The sequence below is a fragment of the Flavobacterium sp. GW821-FHT11G01 genome, assembly GCF_058808175.1.
Map to the genome: position 1 here is coordinate 79,129 of NZ_JBXARK010000012.1, position 19,210 is coordinate 98,338.

Annotated in this window: 19 protein-coding genes; 18 read left to right on the forward strand and 1 reads right to left on the reverse strand. The window is 32.5% G+C overall.

What is annotated here, in order from left to right:
• Positions 1-67: 67 nt before the first annotated feature.
• From atpE to AC1RRN_RS19125, 18 genes are all read left to right on the forward strand, one after another.
• On the forward strand, positions 68-259 hold the full coding sequence (gene atpE, locus AC1RRN_RS19040) for an ATP synthase F0 subunit C (protein ID WP_165828897.1): 192 nt from the start codon (positions 68-70) through the stop codon (positions 257-259).
• 124 nt (positions 260-383) lie between these two features.
• The gene (locus AC1RRN_RS19045; RefSeq protein WP_492968817.1) at positions 384-884 is read left to right on the forward strand and encodes a F0F1 ATP synthase subunit B; all 501 of its coding nucleotides are present in this window, start codon (positions 384-386) and stop codon (positions 882-884) included.
• 4 nt (positions 885-888) lie between these two features.
• Entirely contained in the window at positions 889-1,422 is a 534-nt protein-coding gene (gene atpH, locus AC1RRN_RS19050) for an ATP synthase F1 subunit delta (protein WP_492968818.1), read from the forward strand.
• Positions 1,423-1,460: 38 nt separating this feature from the next.
• Positions 1,461-3,038, forward strand: coding sequence for a F0F1 ATP synthase subunit alpha (gene atpA / locus AC1RRN_RS19055; RefSeq protein WP_492968819.1), 1,578 nt, complete (start codon positions 1,461-1,463; stop codon positions 3,036-3,038).
• Positions 3,039-3,129: 91 nt separating this feature from the next.
• On the forward strand, positions 3,130-3,990 hold the full coding sequence (atpG, locus tag AC1RRN_RS19060; protein ID WP_492968820.1) for an ATP synthase F1 subunit gamma: 861 nt from the start codon (positions 3,130-3,132) through the stop codon (positions 3,988-3,990).
• A 275-nt stretch (positions 3,991-4,265) separates the two neighbouring features.
• Positions 4,266-4,943 (forward strand): hypothetical protein, encoded by a 678-nt coding sequence (locus AC1RRN_RS19065; RefSeq protein WP_492968821.1) that lies wholly within the window; start codon positions 4,266-4,268, stop codon positions 4,941-4,943.
• Complete coding sequence (locus AC1RRN_RS19070; RefSeq protein WP_492968822.1) at positions 4,943-6,064, forward strand: hypothetical protein; 1,122 nt, start codon at positions 4,943-4,945, stop codon at positions 6,062-6,064. The genes AC1RRN_RS19065 and AC1RRN_RS19070 overlap by 1 nt, the downstream gene beginning before the upstream one ends.
• Before the next feature lie 28 nt (positions 6,065-6,092).
• Entirely contained in the window at positions 6,093-7,907 is a 1,815-nt protein-coding gene (locus AC1RRN_RS19075; protein WP_492968823.1) for an OmpA family protein, read from the forward strand.
• A gap of 84 nt (positions 7,908-7,991) precedes the next feature.
• Positions 7,992-8,723, forward strand: coding sequence for an ABC transporter permease (locus AC1RRN_RS19080; protein WP_492968824.1), 732 nt, complete (start codon positions 7,992-7,994; stop codon positions 8,721-8,723).
• A gap of 2 nt (positions 8,724-8,725) precedes the next feature.
• Positions 8,726-9,556 carry an ATP-binding cassette domain-containing protein gene (locus tag AC1RRN_RS19085; protein WP_492968825.1) on the forward strand — a complete coding sequence of 277 codons (831 nt, stop codon included), beginning with the start codon at positions 8,726-8,728 and terminating at the stop codon, positions 9,554-9,556.
• An 8-nt stretch (positions 9,557-9,564) separates the two neighbouring features.
• The gene (locus AC1RRN_RS19090) at positions 9,565-11,097 is read left to right on the forward strand and encodes an AAA family ATPase (protein ID WP_492968826.1); all 1,533 of its coding nucleotides are present in this window, start codon (positions 9,565-9,567) and stop codon (positions 11,095-11,097) included.
• Between the two features lie 575 nt (positions 11,098-11,672).
• A complete protein-coding gene (locus AC1RRN_RS19095) occupies positions 11,673-12,119 on the forward strand; it encodes a GNAT family N-acetyltransferase (RefSeq protein WP_492968827.1) in 447 nt (148 codons plus the stop codon).
• A 94-nt stretch (positions 12,120-12,213) separates the two neighbouring features.
• Positions 12,214-13,674 (forward strand): lipopolysaccharide biosynthesis protein, encoded by a 1,461-nt coding sequence (locus AC1RRN_RS19100; RefSeq protein ID WP_492968828.1) that lies wholly within the window; start codon positions 12,214-12,216, stop codon positions 13,672-13,674.
• 29 nt (positions 13,675-13,703) lie between these two features.
• Positions 13,704-14,138: a dUTP diphosphatase gene (dut, locus tag AC1RRN_RS19105; RefSeq protein ID WP_492968829.1), complete on the forward strand. Its 435-nt coding sequence runs from the start codon at positions 13,704-13,706 to the stop codon at positions 14,136-14,138.
• Between the two features lie 139 nt (positions 14,139-14,277).
• A complete protein-coding gene (locus AC1RRN_RS19110) occupies positions 14,278-15,294 on the forward strand; it encodes a sugar phosphate nucleotidyltransferase (RefSeq protein WP_492968830.1) in 1,017 nt (338 codons plus the stop codon).
• 30 nt (positions 15,295-15,324) lie between these two features.
• A complete protein-coding gene (locus AC1RRN_RS19115) occupies positions 15,325-16,674 on the forward strand; it encodes a tetratricopeptide repeat protein (RefSeq protein ID WP_492968896.1) in 1,350 nt (449 codons plus the stop codon).
• A gap of 1 nt (position 16,675) precedes the next feature.
• The gene (gene lolB1 / locus AC1RRN_RS19120) at positions 16,676-17,455 is read left to right on the forward strand and encodes a lipoprotein insertase outer membrane protein LolB1 (RefSeq protein ID WP_492968831.1); all 780 of its coding nucleotides are present in this window, start codon (positions 16,676-16,678) and stop codon (positions 17,453-17,455) included.
• A gap of 23 nt (positions 17,456-17,478) precedes the next feature.
• Positions 17,479-18,732 (forward strand): murein hydrolase activator EnvC family protein, encoded by a 1,254-nt coding sequence (locus AC1RRN_RS19125; RefSeq protein WP_492968832.1) that lies wholly within the window; start codon positions 17,479-17,481, stop codon positions 18,730-18,732.
• A gap of 42 nt (positions 18,733-18,774) precedes the next feature.
• On the opposite strand, the gene AC1RRN_RS19130 is transcribed toward AC1RRN_RS19125, so the two are convergent.
• Complete coding sequence (locus tag AC1RRN_RS19130) at positions 18,775-19,194, reverse strand: CBS domain-containing protein (protein WP_492968833.1); 420 nt, start codon at positions 19,192-19,194, stop codon at positions 18,775-18,777.
• Between the last annotated feature and the right edge of the window lie 16 nt (positions 19,195-19,210).

The window sequence follows — 19,210 nt, forward strand, 5'->3', positions numbered from 1 at the left end:
ATTACCCTAGAATCCAGATTCAAAAATCTATAACAAAATTGAATGTTTAATTTTTAATATATTTATTATGGAAATTCCAAATATCGTTGGAGCAGGATTAATCGTAATCGGAGCAGCATTAGGAATTGGTAGAATCGGTGGTTCAGCAATGGACGCTATCGCTCGTCAACCAGAAGCTTCTGGAAAAATCCAAACAGCTATGCTTATCGCTGCTGCACTTATTGAAGGTATTGGTTTCGCTGCGTTATTCGCATCTTAGTTAAAACCCAAAAAAAACAATAGTTGCAACGGTTGGTTGTAACTATTGTTTTAAAATTAAAACATTCAAATTACCTAATGGTAATTTTAAAAAAGACATAATTTAAAATTTATAATTATATATAATGGATAAGTTAATAAATCAGTTTGAGTTCGGTTTGTTTTTCTGGCAAATACTAATATTTGTTGGATTAATTCTTTTGTTGAAAAAATTTGCGTGGAAACCAATTCTTGATGCAGTAAATGATAGAGAGCAAGGTATTAAAGATGCATTACTTTCTGCTGAAAATGCAAGAAAAGAAATGGAAAATCTTCAAGCAGACAATCTAAGAATTTTGAACGAAGCTCGTGCAGAACGTGACGCGATGTTGAAAGAAGCTCGCGAAATGAAAGAGAAAATGATTGCTGATTCTAAAAACGAAGCACAAGCGCAAGGTCAAAAAATGATCGAGCAAGCTAAAGCTGCTATCGAAAGTGAAAAAAATGCTGCAATGGCTGAATTGAAATCACAAGTTTCAACTTTATCATTAAGCATCGCTGAAAAATTATTGAAAGAAGAATTATCTAACAAAGAATCTCAAACTAAATTGGTAGAGAAAATGTTAGGTGACGTAAAGTTAAACTAAGATTATGGCAAGTACAAGAGCAGCAATTCGTTATGCAAAAGCAATTCTAGACTTAGCAAACTCTAAAGGTGTTGCCGAAGCTGTCAATAACGATATGAAGTTAATCGCTTCTACAATTGAAAGCAATTTAGAATTAAGTACTTTTATTCAAAACCCAACTACAAAAGTTGAAGTTAAAGAAAGTGCTCTTCTGGAAGTTTTTGCAAATGTAAATGGTATAACTAAAGGTTTATTTCATTTATTATTCGAAAACAAAAGATTCGAAATTCTGGATGCAATTGCAGTAGAATATAGTAAAGTATTTGATGAGAGTAACGGAATTGAAGTAGCGAAAGTTACAACAGCTATTCCTATGGATGCGGCTTTAGAAGCAAAAGTTTTAGCAAAAGTTTCAACTTTATCAGATAAAAAAATAACAATTGAGAATATAGTAGATCCATCAATCATTGGAGGATTTATTTTGAGAATAGGTGATCAACAATACAACGCTTCTGTTGCAAACAGATTACAAGTATTAAAAAGAGAGTTAAGTAATTAGTTTTATTACACATAAAAGTGTCTAAATTATAAATTAAGATGGCGGAAATCAAACCTGCTGAAATTTCAGCAATATTAAGAAAGCAAGTAGAAGGTTTTGAATCTGGTGCTACGCTAGAGGAAGTAGGAACGGTACTTCAAGTTGGAGATGGTATTGCTCGTATTTACGGGCTATCGAATGTACAATATGGTGAGTTAGTTGAATTTGAAAACGGACTTGAAGCTATTGTATTGAACCTTGAAGAAGACAATGTTGGTGTGGTACTTTTAGGACCATCAACTGGAATCAAAGAAGGATCAACAGCAAAAAGAACACAACGTATTGCTTCTCTTAAAGTAGGTGAGCAAATGGTAGGACGTGTAGTAAACACTCTTGGTTTTCCAATTGATGGAAAAGGACCAATTGGTGGAGACTTATACGAAATGCCTTTAGAAAGAAAAGCTCCTGGAGTTATCTTCCGTCAGCCAGTTACTGAGCCATTACAAACAGGAGTAAAAGCAGTAGATGCTATGATCCCGGTTGGTCGTGGACAACGTGAGCTTGTTATTGGTGACCGTCAAACAGGTAAATCAACTGTTTGTATCGATACAATCTTAAATCAAAAAGAATTTTATGATGCAGGAAAACCTGTATTCTGTATATATGTTGCAATTGGGCAAAAAGCTTCAACTGTAGCAGGAATCGCTAAAATGTTAGAAGAAAAAGGTGCAATGGCTTATACAGTTATCGTTGCAGCTAACGCTTCTGATCCAGCTCCAATGCAAGTTTATGCTCCTTTCGCAGGTGCTGCAATTGGAGAATACTTTAGAGATTCAGGTCGTCCTGCACTTATTGTGTATGATGATTTATCTAAACAAGCTGTTGCTTACCGTGAGGTTTCTCTTTTATTAAGAAGACCACCGGGACGTGAGGCATATCCTGGAGACGTTTTCTACTTACACTCTCGTTTATTAGAGCGTGCTTGTAAAGTAATTGCTGATGATGGAATTGCTAAAAACATGAACGATTTACCAGATTCTATCAAGTCTATCGTAAAAGGTGGTGGTTCATTAACTGCATTGCCAATTATTGAAACTCAGGCTGGTGACGTTTCTGCATATATCCCAACAAACGTAATTTCGATTACAGATGGTCAGATTTTCCTTGATGGAGATTTGTTCAACTCTGGAGTTCGTCCTGCTATTAACGTAGGTATCTCTGTATCGCGTGTTGGAGGTAATGCTCAGATTAAATCAATGAAAAAAGTTTCTGGAACTTTAAAATTAGACCAGGCTCAATTCCGTGAATTAGAAGCTTTCGCTAAATTTGGTTCTGATTTAGATTCAGTTACTTTAAACGTAATTGAAAAAGGAAAAAGAAACGTTGAAATCTTGAAACAAGGTTTGAACGATCCTTACCCTGTTGAAAATCAAGTAGCTATTATTTACGCTGGTTCTAAAAACTTATTGAAAAGCGTTCCTGTAAATAAAGTAAAAGAATTTGAAGCTGATTTCTTAGCTTACTTAAACAGTAAACATAAAGATACGCTTAACGCGTTGAAAGCTGGTAAATTAGATGACAACATTACTGATGTTATCGAAAAAGCAGCAAAAGAAATTTCAGCAAAATATATCTAATTAGATAATTCGTTAATTAGGTAATTAGAAAATGTCTTAGGACTTTCTCTAATTATCTAATTTTCAAATTGTCACATTTTTTAATCGACAAATGGCAAATTTAAAGGAAATCCGTAATAGAATTACTTCCGTTTCATCGACGATGCAAATTACATCGGCTATGAAAATGGTTTCTGCAGCAAAGCTTAAGAAAGCACAAGATGCAATCACTGCGATGCGCCCTTATGCCGAGAAATTAACGGAGTTGTTGCAAAACCTTTCTGCTACACTTGATGGTGAAGTTGGAGGTGATTATACAACACAACGTGAAGTAAAAAAAGTATTGCTTGTTGCTATAACTTCAAACAGAGGTTTATGTGGTGCATTCAATGCAAATATTATTAAAGAAGTTAAAAATCGTGCTGCTTTTTATGCTGGAAAACAAGTAGATGTTTTTCCTATTGGTAAAAAAGGAAATGATGTACTAAGTAAATCTTTTAAAGCACACGGTCATCATAATGCAATTTTTGATCATTTAACTTTTGAAAATGTTGCTGGAATTGCAGATAATTTGACTGAAAAATTCTTATCAGGAGAATATGACAGAATCGAATTGATCTACAATCAGTTTAAAAATGCTGCGACTCAAATTGTTCAGACAGAACAGTTTTTACCGTTAGCTCCAATTAAATCTGATGTACCTGTTTCAGCTGCAGATTATATTTTCGAGCCTTCAAAAGAAGAAATTGTATTGACATTGATTCCTAAATCATTGAAAACACAATTATACAAAGGTATTCGCGATTCATTTGCTTCAGAACACGGAGCACGTATGACAGCTATGCACAAAGCAACTGACAACGCTACTGAATTAAGAAACCAATTGAAATTAACTTACAACAAAGCACGTCAGGCTGCTATTACTAACGAAATCCTTGAGATTGTAGGTGGTGCAGAAGCATTGAACGGATAAGTAGTATTTAATAAAATATCTTAAAAGAGCCAACAAATAGTTGGCTCTTTTTTTTTGGACAAGTATTTTTGTTTTCAATAAATTAATAAAAATATTGAAATATTTTTTTCGTTTTTTGATAATTTATGAGAATTAACTGATTTGGTAATTAAATAGTTACAATTTAATTTTAAAAATATATATATTTATGCCTTTATAATTAGTAACTTTTTAACACTTTCTGCGTATAACATTTAGCAACCAAAAAGTTATTAAAAATAGTTTAACCAAAAACAATGGCAAAAGAAAGTTTCAATTGGAAGAGTCTCTTCATTAATGATGAGGCAAATAATTCAGAGGGCACAACGGCAACTCAACCATCGACGCCCATTTCAACAACTCCTGCTGACAATAAGTTTCCGAATCAAGCTATAGAAGCATTTCCAACAAATTCGCTGACGAATCCTTTTTTAAACGAAATTTTTGAAGTTTATGATAAAGGTTTTGAGTCGTTAAATGAGTCCGGTTTTGATTTTTTCGAACTTTATAAATCTGTTATGGCAGTTGGGGTAACAAATCCGCAAAGTTATCAGATGGCTTTTACTATGGGTAAATCCATTAAATCTGACCTGACTAAAGAATTTCTTTTACAGAAAGGTAGTTTTTATATTGCAGAAATTGAAAAGGTTTACACCAAGTACGATACAATTGGCAAAACAAAAAAAGCGGATTTAGATAATACGATAACTAAAGAAAAGTATAATTTATCTAAAAGCATTTCTGATCTGGAAGCGAAAATCATTGAACTTCAAAAAGAGTTGGAAGCTAAAAAAATAGAACTTCAAAAAATTGATCCTGTTAATATGGAACAGCTTTCAGAAATTCAATTAAAGATGGATGCCAACAATTTAGCGAAACAAAAAATATTAACCTCAATCAATACTGTAATAACAGGAATTAATCAATATTTATAATGGATAAATACGAACAAGAAAGAAGTACTCTTTTGACACTGCCAATACTAAAACATTTTGACGAGTCTAAAGGAGAAATTGCTTTAAAATCAGGTGCGCTTAAAAAAGGAGAAAAGTCATTGTTTTTGGCTTTGGCACTTGGCTTACTAGGAGTTGGTGGTTATTTAATCTGGACTTATATTATTCCGCCATTATTTACAATGTTAGGTCAGGCAATTGCTTTATCAGCGACAGGAGTATTTTTGGTCTTTTTGGTTATGATGGCTCCTGTTATTATGAAAGGACTTCGTTTTGCTACGAAAAACATTCATAAAGCATTAATTCAAAGCAATCCTTTTAATGAGTTGGAAGAGCAAAAACAAAAAATGATTAAAAACCGCGAAGTTTTTAAGAATACTAAAGCAAAGCTAAAAGGTCTTAAAAACGAAATGGAAATTGAAGCCAATAAATCTGAAAAAGAGGCGAAGGAATTTCAGGAAGATGTTTTGAGTTTACAACGTCAGTCAGAAAAATTGAAATCTGCGATGGATGAAATGGTAAAACAAAATGGTATTGGAGCAAAAGATACGGATGAATATGTAGCCTTACAAAGTGAATTGGCCAGAAAGTTAAGCGATTCTCAAAGAGTTTCAACTCAATATGAGCAAAGCAAAAGTTTTATCCAAAAATATGGTGTTCGTGCCAATGTTTTAGGAAAAATGGATCGAAAATTGACTTTGGCAGGAACAGCGATCGACATTAAAATTGCTGATTTTGACGTAACGGTTAAAATGCTTCAAAAAGAATATGAATTTGCCAGAAATGCAAAAGAAGCTACAGAAAGTGCAAAAAGCGCAATGCTATTTACTAAAGATTGGGAATTAGAATATGCTCTTGAAGTTGTAACGTCTACAATTGCTCAGGATATTGCTAAAACTTCTGAAAACTTAATTGACATTGATGCTTTGACTTCTAAATACTCTGTTGATAATGATGAGCTTTATTCAAGATTAGATTCATTAGCAGATGAAATTAAAACGGGTGACAATACAATTCCGGATTCAACAAAATATACAAATCCAAATTATAAAATGACCAAGGAAGATAAAATGTCTGGTGGTGGTTTTGGAGATATTTTTTAATACAATTAAATTTAATTTTTAAATAAAAATGGGAAAAATTTTAAGAACAGAAAAGTTAACAACGCTTTCTGAATTATTAATCGTTATTGTTGGAATTGGAGTAATTTTAGGTGGCGTTTATTATTTGTCTCCTGGAATTAAAACAGCTGTTTCTAAGCAATTAGACGGTATGGAGTTAAACTCGACAGACGTTAATAATGTTACTAATGCCGAAAAAATAGCTCTTCCTTCAAAAGAAATATCTTCAGAAGTTGCAGACAAACCTTTAGTAAAAATTGGTGCTTATGCATGGAATGCTCAATCTGGAATTATTGTTTCTAATGGTGGTCCAAAAACAACAAAAGGATCATTGATGGAAAAAAACGGAGTTAATCTTGAAATTATTCGTCAGGACTGGCTTTCGGAATTGCGTAATATGCAAATGAAATTTATCGAAGAATTTGATAAAGGAGAAGCTTTTCCTTCATCAGATAAAAGTGTTTTTGCAGTTATGATTATGGGTGACGGTGCTCCATTTTACATTAGCTCTGTTCAAAAATCATTAGACGAAAAATACGGAAAAGATAAATACCACTTACAAGTTATGGGTGTGGTAGGTATGAGTTATGGTGAAGATAAATTGATCGGGCCACCAAGCTGGAAATCTGATCCAAAATCTATGAAAGGTTCAGTTATCTCTGCCGTTCTTGGAGATGGTGACTGGGTAACAACGGTTAACTATTGTTTTGCAAACGGATTAAAAGTAAATCCTGATCCAACGACTTATGATGCAGATGCTGTAAATATTTATCCATCTGAAAATGATGATTATATTAAATCGGCTGAAGAATTAATTAAATCTCAGACAACTGGATGGACTGTTACTTTGAAAGAAGTAGTAAACGGAAAATTGACTGGAAAATCTGTAAATAGAAAAATCGACGGTTGTGCTACATGGACACCTGGAGATAAAACAGTTTTTGATAAATTGACTGGTTTTGTAGATATTGTTTCTACAAAAGAATTCAATAACCAAATGCCAACAGCTCTAATTGGAGTTAAAGAATGGGCAGAAAAAAATCCGGATATCGTTTCTAACATTTTGAAATCGGCATTGACGGCTTCTAATCAAATGAAAAACTATGAAGACTGGAAAGTAAGAGCTTCAGAAGCAGTTGCTGATACCTATAAACTTGAAACTCCTGAATATTGGTACAAAATGTTCAAAGGACAACAAGGAACAAAAGGAGGATTGACTTATAACATGGGTGGATCAAAAGTATTTAATTATGCTGATGTAATGCAATATTTTGGTTTATCTGATGGTGTGAACAGATATAAATCTGTTTATAATCAGGTTTCTGGATATTTGACAGAATTGAATCCATTTGGATTTAATGAAAATGTTGGAGCCGTTGTTCCTTACGATCAGGCAGTAAACTTGTTTTTCCTGAAAAACATTAACGATATCGAATCTACTTCTGCAGATAAAGCGGATTATAGTTCAGAGGCAAAAGAAGTTGTAGCTTCTGGAGAATGGAAGATTAATTTTAATACAGGAAGTGCTGAAATTTCAAACTCATCTAGTAAAGAAGTTGAAAAAATCTACAATCTTTTAGTACAAGCTGAAAACACAAAATTAACTGTTGTTGGACATACAGATAATGTTGGAAATGCAGATGCTAACTTAGCTTTGTCAAAAAGCAGAGCAGAGGCAGTTGTTAATTACCTAAAACAAAAAGGTATTCCTGCAAACCGTTTCCAATTAGTTGATGGAAAAGGTCAAAGCGATCCGGTTGCAGATAATAATACTGCTTCAGGAAAAGCATCAAACAGACGTGTGGTTATCACTTTATTAAAATAAAAAATATTAAAAGGCTATCTTAACGGATAGCCTTTTACAATCACTATGATAAAATTTTTAACTCCCTTTGAAAAAATATCAAAAATGAACAGAACGCTTATTTTAATAGGCTGGTTAGTTCTTTTGATTATTATTTGGTTTGCAGCAACAGCTGGCGAAAAGCATCTTTTTCCTTCTCCTTCTCAGGTTTTAACAGGTTTTCAGGATTTGTATAGAGAAGGTCTGGTTGTACATATTTTCAATTCATTGTCATTGTGTTTTATTTCGATTTTTCTGGCTACAATAATTTCTTTGTTATTTGCTTATGCATGGCCAATTCCGTTATTGAAACCAATTGCTGAATTTGTTACAAAATTTAGATTTTTACCTTTTACCGGTCTTTCATTTTATATTACAATGGTGGTGCATGATGCAAGAGCAATGCAGGTTTGGATTTTGGTCATTTTCCTGACGACTTTCTTAACAACTTCATTAATTGCAGTTATTAAAGACATTCCACAAGAAGAATTTGATCATGCAAAAATGCTAAAATGCACAAGACTAGAAGTGCTTTGGCAGGTTATCATTTTAGGAAGAGTAGATTATGTAATTGATGTAATCAGACAAAATCTCGCAATAACATGGATGATGCTGGTAACGGTCGAATCGATTGTAGTAGCCTCTGGTGGATTAGGGTTTTTAATTAAAAATTCTGATAAATTCATGAATACAGGACGAATCATTGCACTTCAAATTATCATTTTATTAATAGGTCTTGGCTTAGATGCAGGAATAAATTTCTTAAGAAAAGCACTATTTAGATATTCAAAAATATAATCATGAAACACGAATATAAAGAGACGCTTTTATACGTAGAAAATCTTAGTGTTGCCTACGATGATACCGTTATTATAAAAGATATAAGTCTAATAGAAAAAGACGTAGTCAGAGACGGAGTACATTGTACAGGACAAGTTGTAGCTTTTGTTGGAAGATCTGGAAGAGGAAAATCAACTTTTTTTAAAGCATTGACTGGTTTGATTCCAACGAATTCCGGAAAAATATTAATTAGAGATTTTGAAAACAAAGAACCTAATGCTGCTAAATCGGTAAGCGAAGGCGATATTGGTTTTGTGGATCAAAAGTATACTTTGTTCAGACACAAAACGGTTACTCAGGCTTTGAAGTTTTCGTTAAGGAAAACAACACTTTCGAATACTGAAAAAGACGAAAAAATAAAGAAATATTTAAAAGAATGGGGTTTAGATAATTGTGCAGATAAATATCCTAACGAACTTTCTGGCGGGCAAAGACAAAGAACGGCCATTATAGAACAATTGTTTTCTTCGGATCAATTTATTGTTTTAGACGAACCTTTCTCCGGATTGGATGTTGGAAATATTGAAGAAGTAAAAAAATCTTTTGAACTGCTTGGGCAATCTTCAGATTTTAATACGGTTATTTTTTCAACCCATGACATTGAATTGGCGATAGAATTGGCACAGACTATTTACGTAATTGGTTATCCAACTATAAATGGGAAACAAGAAAAATACGGAACAATCGTAGCCAAATATGATCTGAGAGATATGGGCTTAGCCTGGAAAGAGTATTGTGATGATCACTTAAAATTATCAAAAGAAATTATTCATCAAATGATGATTTCTTAAATTAGCTTATGTCAAAAAAGAACAATCCGATATCGATTATTGAAGAATCATTTTTGTCTCTAAAAAAATATTTGGAAACAAATATAAATACTAATGAAGCCGTTTTTACGGCTTCATTTATTAGTGACTTACACAAAGAAACAATTAGCATTCTTGAAATTTGTACTATATTAAATCAAGACACAGAATTTATTCAGAAGATAAACGAAGCTGTAAATCCGATTTTTTCCAGAGGTTTATTGTTTAAAGCAGAACACTTTTTCCTTTCGGACATTATTGATCTTTATGAAAGAGAACCCGCAAAAAAAAGTGAAAAACAAGAATTTGTTCTGGCATATTATTATGATGCACTGCGCAACAAACATTTCGCAGACGCAAATTCGGCAAACGAATTAAATCAATTGGTTTTTACAGCAGAATTTAAAACTCATCTTTTAAAAATAAAAAAAGAGAATAAGATTATAACTTCAGATGTGAATCAAAACCATTATTTGTTGCCTCAGATTTTATCCGAAAAAAAGAGTAATCAATTACAGGAAATTTTAGTTAGATATCAAAATTTTATTCATTTTACGTTTGATAAAAAATTTGAAAACACCACAGCTTTTACTAACTATTTGGGCTTAAATCTTAGTAAATTAAAAACAGATAAAAAGGAGATAGACCATCTTCCCGAAGAAGATACACTTGAAAAAGTACTTAAAGAATTAAATGAATTAGTTGGTTTAGCAGAAGTAAAAAAAGACGTTTCTGAACTTATCAATTTATTAGAAATACAGAAAAAACGGTCGAAACAAGGATTAAAAAATGTTGAAATTACATTGCATACCGTTTTTTTAGGGCCACCCGGAACTGGAAAAACTTCTGTGGCAAGACTCCTTAGCCGAATTTTTAAACATTTAGGCTTTTTATCAAAAGGCCAAATGTATGAAACAGACAGGGAAGGTTTGGTGGCCGGTTATGTAGGACAAACGGCGACAAAAGTTGATGCCGCAGTAGAAGCAAGCCTTGGTGGTGTTTTATTTGTTGACGAAGCGTATGCCTTATCTCAAAATGCATTTGGAAATGATTATGGAGCTGAAGCGGTAAATACGCTTTTGAAAAGAATGGAAGATCATCGCGAAGATCTGGCAGTTGTTGTTGCGGGATATACTGAACCAATGAAGATTTTTATAGAATCTAATCCGGGATTACGTTCTCGTTTTAATAGATACTTTCATTTTAGCCACTTTACTCCAACAGAATTATTTCAGATTTTTGAATCCTTTTGTTTGAAGTCTGATTTTATTATTTCTGATGATGCCAAAGAAAAACTAACAGATACTTTCGACTTACTATACGAAAGTAAAAATGAAAGCTTTGGAAATGCAAGAGTGGTTAGAAATCTATTTGAAAAATGTGTTCAGAATCAGGCAAACAGGATTGTGAAATTGAAAAAAATCACAAATAAGGTTTTAAAAACGTTTACCGAAGAAGATATTCCGGAACCAAAAGAAACGGAGCAAAACGTTAACTTAGAAATGAAAAATAAAGAATCTTAAAAAAACAAAAAGAGCTGACATCCCCAATTGTCAGCTCTTTTAAAATATAGTAGTTTTTATCTTTTTCTATTTGTGTTATAAAATGGTGATTCTCAATTTTCGTAAAACTGAGAATCAATACCATTTTATAAAATTACGGTACAGATTTTTTCAATCTGCAGTGCTTTGTCTTTTATGGGAACAAACTAGCTTTATAAATCCCAATGCTCTGTTTTTTTAAGGGTTACATTTCAGCAGAATCAATCCCTTTTTGCTTTGTCTTTTATGGGAACAAACTAGCTTTATCAGTCCCAATGCTCTGTTTTTTTAAGGGTTACATTACAGCAGAATCAATCCCTTTTTGCTTTGTCTTTTGTGGGAACAAACTAGCTTTATTAGTCCCAATGCTTTTCTTTTTTATAAGGGTTGTATTTCTAGCTTTTCTCAATCCCTGTGATAACAAATTTAAGAAGAGAATATTAACTAAAAGTTACATAATTTTTATGATTTATTTATACATTTCACATGTCTAATATTTTTACTAATATTTAGGCAATGAAAAAAAATGAGTATTTTTGGTGTCTATTTTTTTTACAATGAAACTACAAATTCAGGAATTGAGCACAATTGAAGAAATGCTGGCTCAAATTGATACTATGCGATTTCTTTATCCAAAACTTTCGATTGAAAAATACAAGTCATTTCTTTCAGCGATGGTTCCACACAATTATATTCAGATTGGAGTTTTTGAAGATGGTGTATGTTTAGGTATAACGGGCTGTTGGTCTTCTACTAAATTATGGACAGGAAAATATCTTGAGATCGATAATTTTGTCGTTAATCCGGAACAACGCTCAAAAGGAATTGGAAAGTTACTGACAGATTATATTGAACAAAAAGCGATTGACCTTGATTGTAGTAGTATTGTTTTGGATGCTTTTACAGGAAATTTTGCCGCACACCGTTTTTACTACAACCAGGGTTATGGACCAAAAGGTTTTCATTTTGTGAAAATTTTGGATGAAAATAAATTAACACAATAAAAAAGTATCTTACTTCTTTTATTGAACCTTCAAAATCAGTATTAAACCAAAGAATTGGTTATTTTTGTTTTACAAACCTTATTATTAAATTATTTTGGGATTATATAAAAATCTATTCAAGCAAACTGCGATTTACGGACTAGCAACGGTACTACCGCGAATGCTGAGTTTTTTATTAGTAAGATTGTATACAGGAATTTTGCCAACCGCAGAATATGGAGAAGTTTCAATTGTCTTATCCTGGATGGTTTTCTTTAACGTTGTACTTTCTTACGGAATGGAAACGGCCTTTTTTAGATTCTACAGTGCTGAAGAAGACAAGAAAAATGTAATCGCAACTTCTACAATTTCTATATTTTGGTCCTCGATAATCTTTTTATTTGTTGCCTTAATTTTTAGGAATACTTTAGCAAGCCTTGCCGAAGTAGACGCACAATATGTTACTTATTCAGTTTGGATTTTAGTTTTAGATGCTTTGGTGTTAGTACCATTCTCTAAACTTAGAGCCAATCAGAGACCAATGGTTTATGCAGCGATTAAAATTGGAAATGTTATAATCAATTTATTGCTGAATATTTTCTTTTTGATGTATTTACCAAAATTGGCAGCATCAAATCCTAATTCAGTTTGGGATAATTTATATGTTGAGAATTTCCAGATTGCTTATATTTTCATTGCAAATCTGTTGGCGAGTTTAGCGACTTTTGTTGTGCTGTCGCCAAATTATCTTTCACTCGGAAGAAAATTCGATCCTGTACTTTGGAAAAAAATGATGAAATACGGTTTACCGATTTTGGTTGCCGGACTGGCATTTGCCGTTAACGAGCATTTTGATAAAATTCTATTAGGATATTTATTACCTGAAAATTTGGCTAAGTCAGAAGTTGGAGCTTATTCTGCCTGTTATAAACTTGGTTTATTTATGGTTTTGTTTGCAACAGCATTTAGATTAGGAATCGAACCTTTCTTTTTCAGTCATGCAAAAAACGAAAACGCACCTCAGACTTATGCCGTTATTACCAAATATTTTGTGATTTTGGGATCCTTAATTTTATTGGGTGTAATTGTTTTTGCAGATATTTTAAAGTTTCTTCTTCTTGATAATAAATCATATTGGGAAGCCATGAAAGTGGTGCCTTTAATTATTCTGGCAAACTTCTTTTTAGGAATTTACAATAACTTATCAGTTTGGTATAAACTGACAGACAAAACAAAAATTGGCGCTTATATTTCAATTGTTGGTGCGATAGTGACTTTGGTTTTAAATTATTTTTTAATTCCAAAATACAGTTACTATGGTTCTGCAATTGCAACTATTTCAGCCTATGGAAGTATGATGTTGATTTCTTATATTTTAGGAAATAAATATTATCCAATACCTTATGATATGAACAAAATTGGAGCTTATCTGGGAATTTCAATAGTATTTTCGGCTATTTCTTTTTATGGATTTAGAGAAAATTATTTTGTTGGAATTCCATTATTATTAGGTTTTATGTATTTTGTTTATCATAACGAAAAAGAAACTATCAAAGGAATTATGAATAGAAAGTAATATTACTTTTTAATCTTTTACAACTAAAAATGAAAATACAAATTATCAATAAATCACAACACGATTTACCAAACTACGAAACAATTGCTTCGGCAGGAATGGACTTACGTGCGAATTTAAAAGAATCAATAACGCTTAAACCTTTAGAAAGAACCATTGTAAAAACGGGTCTTTTTATTGAATTACCAATTGGATACGAAGCACAGGTACGACCAAGAAGCGGATTGGCAGCCAAAAAAGGAGTAACTGTTTTAAATTCGCCAGGAACTGTTGATGCTGATTACAGAGGAGAAATAGGGGTAATTTTAGTAAATTTATCAAATGAAGAATTCGTAGTCGAAAACGGTGAACGAATTGCTCAATTAATTATTGCCAAACACGAAAGAGCCGAATGGATTGAAGTTGAAGAATTATCAGAAACTTCAAGAGGCGAAGGTGGATTTGGAAGTACAGGTGTGAAATAGTTTTCAGTCGCAATTGCAGTAATCAGTTTGTACTTTTCGATCTTAAAATTAAACAAATAAAACCTTGCGAACTTTGCGGTTAAATAACAAGAAACCAACTCAAGAAGACGTAAAATCTTCCCATGAAAAATATTAAAAAATGAAAATAATAGTTCCAATGGCAGGTCGCGGCTCAAGACTTAGACCACATACTTTAACGGTTCCTAAACCATTAATTCCAGTTGCAGGAAAATCAATTGTTCATCGTTTAGTCGAAGACATTGCTAAAATCTTAAAAGAACCTATTGAAGAAGTTGCTTTTATTTTGGGTGATGAAGCTTTTTTTGGCGCTGATCTTGTTGCAAGTTTAGAGGATTTGGCAAAAGGTTTGGGTGCAAAAGCATCAATCTATCGCCAGGATTTGCCTTTGGGAACAGGTCATGCCATTATGTGTGCGAAAGAATCATTATCTGGTCCTGCAGTTATTGCTTATGCAGATACTTTGATCAGAGCCGATTTTGAATTAGACCCTTCTGCAGATGCGGTAATTTGGGTAAAACAAGTTGATCAGCCAGAAGCATTTGGTGTGGTAAAACTAAACGCCAATAATGAAATTATAGAATTGGTTGAAAAACCAAAAGAATTCGTAAGTGATTTAGCAGTTATAGGAATCTATTATTTTAAGGAAGTTGGCGATTTAAAAAAAGAACTTCAGGGTGTTTTGGATAATAATATTCAGAATGGTGGAGAATACCAAATCAATGATGGAATCAAAGCAATGATGGCTAACGGAAAAGTTTTTAAAACCGGAAGTGTTGACGAATGGATGGATTGCGGAAATAAAGATGTTACCGTTGAAACCAATACCAGAATGCTAGGATTTTTGCATAACGACGGAGAACATTTAGTTGATTATAATGTAACTTTAGAAAACGCAACAATTATTCCTCCATGTTATATTGGCGAAAATGTAGTGTTGAAAAACGCAACAGTTGGACCAAACGTATCTTTAGGAAAAGGATGTCATATAACAGACAGTACTATAAAAAACAGTTTAGTTCAGACATTTTCTCAAATAAAAAACGCTAACTTAGATAATGCAATGATTGGAAACCATGTTAGTTATGATGGTAAATTTTCAAGCATTAGCATTGGAGATTATTCTGTTTTAGAATAAATAATAATTTGAAATGAAATTATGTAAATGATGAAAAAAGGAGTTTTTGTAATTTTATTTTTCGTTTTGCTTGGCAATTCAGCATCGGTTTCAGCTCAGACTGAACCGGAAGATATCGCTATGGCAACCGATGAATATCAGGACTCTTTTTATGAATCATTAAAACAAAAAGGAATTGAAAATTACGATAAAGCTATCGTATCATTAGAAAAATGTATCAAACTAAAACCTAATGATGCTGTCGCTTATTTTGAATTAGGAAAAAATTATTTCTTTTTAAAACAATACCAAAGTGCTCAGGATAATTTTGAAAAAGCAACACAGTTAGATCCGAAAAACAAATGGTATTGGCTTGGAATCTATGATGTAAGTTATGAGACCAAGAATTATCCTTTGGCAATCGAAACGATTCAGAAAATTATTCCGTTTGACGAAGAATACAAAGATGATTTGATTTCGTTGTACATGTTAACGAATCAGTACGATAAAGCGCTTTCGACGATTAATGAAATGAATGATAAATTCGGAAAATCGGAAGATCGCGAAAGATATAAATTACAGATTTTATCTCAGGGGAAATATCAAAATTCTGAGATTGAAAATTTAATTGCTCAGATTAAACAAAATCCGAAAGAAGAATCAAATTATGTTAATCTGATTTTTTTATATTCCAAATCAGAAGAAACAGATAAGGCTTTGGATGTTGCAAAACAATTGGCGAAAGAAATTCCAAATTCTGAATGGGCTCAGGTGAGTTTATTCAAAGGATATTTAGATGCCAACAAAGCAGATCAGGCAATTAAATCAATGAATGTAATTTTATCAAGTTCAAAAATTGATTCAAAAATAAAGCATCGTACATTAAATGAGTTCTTGATTTATGTGAATAAAAATCCGCAATATGCTCCGGATTTAGAGAAAGCAATTGCTTATTTTGACAACGATTCAAATGTTGATGTTGCAAAAGAAGTTGGAAAATTTTATCACAGTAAAGGTCAATTTGAAAATGCAATTAAATATTATGAAAAAGATTTAAAGGCCAATTCAGATACAGATCGCGAAACCAATTTGCTTTTGCTTGAAGCGTATACGCAGGCAAAACAGTTTGAGCCAATGACAAAAAGAGCAATGAATATGATTGAAGTGTATCCGAGTCAGCCTCAATTTTATTATTATGCAGGTTTAGGAAACAATAAGTTACAACAATTTAAGAATGCAAAAACCGTTTTAGAAATGGGACTCGATTATGTAGTTGATGATAAAACGCTTGAGGCAAATTTTAATATTCAGCTTGGAGAGGCATATAATGGGTTAGGAGACGCTAAGAAAAAAGAGGAATACTTTTTGAAAGCAAATGAGTTATTAAAACAAAAAAAGTAAGATGAAAAAATATATAGCACTAGTATTGATGTCAGTTTTTGTGATTTCATGTAAATCGAAAGCCGTCGCAGTACAAAATACAGACAAACCTGTAGAAGCACCAAAAGAAGATAAAAAAGCAATTGCAAAACATTACGACAATAAATTAGATTTCAAAACATTAAATATAAAGGCAAGCGCTAAATATGAAGATGAAAAACAAAGTCAGAATGTAACTGCTGAAATCAAAATTGAAAAAGACAAGCAAATTTTAGTAAGCGTTCGTTTTCTTGGAATCACAATGGCAAAAGCTTTGATTACCCCAACAACGGTAAGTTATTACGAAAAAATAAAAGGGACTTATTACGAAGGCGATTTTACGAGTCTAAGTAAATGGCTTGGAACTGAATTAGATTACAGTAAGGTCCAAAATTTATTGGTTGGAGAAGCTTTAGATGATTTAAGAAAAGGGAAATATACGCAGACCATTGTAGAAAATCTTTTTAAATTAGAAGATGAAAAAGAAACTAAAATAAAAAAGACATTCTATTTGGACTCTGAAAAATATTTGGTGCAGAAAGAAGAAATTGCACAGCCTGCAGAAAACAGAATGTTAGCAATAAAATATTCTGACACCAAAACTTTTGATCAGGGAATACTACCAACAAAAATCGAAATTAATGCTGTTCAGCCAAAAGGTAAGACCGATATTAATTTAGAATATAATAATATTACGTTTAATGAAGAACTTTCTTTCCCATATAGTGTTCCAAGTGGGTATAAAAAAGTTATAATTAATTAAATTTGCAAAAAGAAAAAAGAAACATGCCAAAATTTCTCCTAAGCCTAATTTTTATTTGTGCCACAACTTTTATGTGGGCGCAGGATTCGCAACAAGAAAAACTGGAGCAGCGTAAAGCCCAGATTCAGCAGGAAATTAGAGATAATGAAAAAATGCTGCAGTCTGTAAAGAAAAAAGAGAAATCGGCTGTAAATGTCTTTTTAATTCAGGCGAATAAAATTAAACTGAAAGAAAAGCTCATCAATACTACTGCAAAGCAAGAAAGACTTTTAAGTAATGATATGTATATTAACCAGGTTAAGGTTAATAAGCTAAAAAAAGAATTGAAGGTTTTAAAGGAAGATTATGCAAAAATGATCCTGAAATCATACAAAAGTCGTTCGGAGCAAAGCAGGGCGATGTTTATTTTGTCTTCTGAAAGTTTTTTGCAGGCTTATAAAAGAGCACAATATTTAAAACAATATACTAATTTCAGAAAAAATCAAGGTTTAGAAATTCAATCTAAAACTGCCCAATTAGTTGACTTTAATGCGAAGTTAGACGGACAAAGAAAGGTTAAGAAAAAGATTATTGCTGAAAATCAAAAAGAAAAACAAAGTTTAGAAATTGAAAAGAAAGAGCAGCAAAAATTAGTTAATGCTATTAAAAAGGATAAAAACAAAATTATAGCAGATACAAGAGCCAAACAGGCAGAAGCAAAAAGAATCGACAGACAAATTGATCGTTTGATTCGTGAAGCTATTGCCGAAGCGAATAGAAAAGCTGCAGCAGAAAGAGCAAAAGACAATCCGGGAGCAACAGTTTCTACTGCTCCGGTTTCATCATCTAAAATTGCTTTAACACCAGAAGGAAAAATCCTGGCTGCCGACTTTAAAGCAAACCGAGGAAAATTGCCATGGCCTGTAGAAAAAGGATTTATTTCATTAGGATATGGTGATCAGCAACATCCATTATATCCAAATTTAACAGTTCATAATTCAGGAGTCGAGATTACAACGGAATCTGGCGCAACTGCTCGTGCTGTATTTGAGGGTACGGTTTCAAGTGTTATCGTTTTATCTCCAATTAACAGAGCGGTTATGATTCAGCATGGAGATTATTTCACCGTTTATCAAAACCTAAGTCAGGTATTTGTCGAAAAAGGAGATAAAGTAAATATCAAACAAAGTATCGGAAAAGTGAGAACTAGTGGTGATACTGGAAAAACAATCATTAAGTTTTTGATTCTTCAAAATACATCAAATAATAATCCGGAAGGATGGTTACAAAACAGATAAAAAAAGGGAGCTTCAATTAGCTCCCTTTTTTATGATTATAATTTATTCATATTGTTCTAAAAAATACTTTACAACATCAGTTGTCGTTACGATTCCCTTAAGTTCGCCATTATCAACAACAGGCAAAGCGTGAAAATCTTCTTTGACAAAAATTTCGGCTAAATCTCTAATTATAGTATCTGAAGAAACTGTTTTCGGTTTTGACGTCATGACCTGAGAAATTGTGAGCATGTCCAAAATAGCTTCGTCAGCGCCTTCTTGTCCTTCAAACAAAGCACCAAAAGTCAATCGATTAATATCAGTTCTGCTAATAATCCCCACAACTTCTTTCCCTTTAACAATCGGAATATGGCGAATAGTATTTTTCTTTAGTTTCTCAACAACTTTTTTAAGATCATCATTTTCGTTTGCAGTCACTACGGTTTTGGTCATAATATGACTGATTGGTTCTCTTTTTTTCATAATTGATTTGTTATTA